Source organism: Halomonas maura, assembly GCF_030409305.1.
Classification (GTDB): domain Bacteria; phylum Pseudomonadota; class Gammaproteobacteria; order Pseudomonadales; family Halomonadaceae; genus Halomonas; species Halomonas maura.
In genome coordinates this window covers 1-1259 of the sequence record NZ_JAUFPQ010000034.1, presented here as the reverse complement: position 1 = coordinate 1259, position 1259 = coordinate 1, and the positions used below count along the sequence as shown (strand labels likewise).

At 63.6% G+C, this 1259-nt stretch carries 1 protein-coding gene; it reads right to left on the bottom strand.

The genetic code is table 11. The annotated features are described in order from the left end of the window. Positions 1 to 1221 (bottom strand): IS256 family transposase (locus QWY76_RS20020; protein ID WP_290313340.1); only part of this gene is annotated, 1221 nt, incomplete at its 3' end. Between the last annotated feature and the right edge of the window lie 38 nt (positions 1222 to 1259).

Genomic DNA, 1259 nt, shown 5'->3' with positions numbered 1-1259 from the left:
CTGCTCCCCGTCCTGGAACTTGACGTTGCTGACGACCAGCTCCAACTTCTGGAAGTGCTTGATCCGCCTCCAGCGTTTCTGGGCGGACTGGAGCAGTTTGAAGACCATCGCCAGGGTTGTGTCCCGGGAGCCGCAGTTCCGGCTGCGCTTCGTCCTCAGGCGGACTGTGGCGAAGGTCGACTCGATCGGGTTGGTGGTGCGGATGTGCACCCAATGCTCTGCCGGGAAGTCGTAGAACGCCAGCAGTTCGTCCCGATCCTTGGCCAGGCAGTCCATCGCCTGGGGGTACTTGGCGCCGAAGCGCTTCAGTGTGCGGTCGAAGGCTCGATGGGCTGCCTCGCGCGTCTCAGCCATCCAGATCTCGTGAAGGTCGGCCTTGACCTTGGGCTGCACCGACTTGGGCAGCTTGTTCAGCACGTTGGCGGTCTTGTGAACCCAGCAACGCTGGTGTGCCGTGGTCGGGTAGACCTTGCTCAGCGCCTTCCAGAAACCCAGCGCGCCGTCGCCGACTGCCAGTCTGGGCGCCTCTGTCAGACCTCGCTCTCGCAGGCCCGTGAGCAGCTCTTTCCAGCTGGCCTCCGACTCTCGATGGCCATCCTCGACGGCGACCAGTTCCTTGCGGCCATGTTCGGTGACGCCAACGATCACCAGCAGACACAGGCGATCATCCAATCGCACATTGCTGTAGATGCCATCGGCCCACCAGTACACATAGCGGCGGTCCGCCAAGTCCCGCTGACACCAGCCCTTGTGCTCGTCGAGCCACTGGGCCTTCAGTCGCGAGACCGTGTTGGCTGACAGGCCCTTCGCCTGGTCACCCAGCAGGGCCGACAGGGCCTCCTGATAGTCGCCGGTAGAGACGCCCTTGAGATAGAGCCAGGGAATCAGCTCCTCGACGCTGCGGGCCCGTTTCAGGTAGGGCGGCAACAGAGTGCTGTTGAAGCAGGCCTGGCCGCCACTCCGGTCCCGCACCTTGGGCACCTTGACGGTGACGTCACCGATGCCGGTCTGCACGGTGCGCTCCGGCAGATAGCCGTTGCGTACCACCGCCTGCCGACCGTCCTCCAGGGTCGTGTCGGCATACTGGGCCAGGAAGGTGGCCAGCTCGGCCTCCACGGCCTTGGCGATCAAGTCTCGTGCCCCTTGGCGCAACAACTCGTGCAACGGGTCGGCAGTCTCGGGTTCTGGCTGTGACAGGGCTCGGAGGGTAGAATTGGTCATGGCGTATCCGCTCTTGTTGATTGAGATCTTGGTCGTGA